1 pseudogene is annotated in these 264 nt (G+C 49.2%); it reads left to right on the forward strand.

From position 1 onward, the window contains the following. Nucleotides 1-264: pseudogene (locus ACFRAK_RS28875) on the forward strand (bifunctional rhamnulose-1-phosphate aldolase/short-chain dehydrogenase); the annotation flags it as partial.

A 264-nucleotide genomic window follows, 5' to 3' on the forward strand; every position in this document is an offset into this window, starting at 1 on the left:
GATGATCCTTTCCTTTGATGATGAGGAAGATGTGCTGGCATTTGTAGGTGGTCACCAATCACCGCAGTTGTCACAGATCGGTGCGGCTTGTCCGGACCATCTCGTTCATACGAAGGTCGTTCCGCTCTTCATCGATTGGACGCCGAATGCAGATGATGTGGAAGGTCTTCGCAGCAAACTGGTGGAGGGCATCGCTTTATACAAAGAACAATATCAGGCTTATTTCGAACGTAATCGCCACGAAGGTGATGTCATGTTCGAAGC

Source organism: Peribacillus sp. NPDC056705, assembly GCF_043656335.1.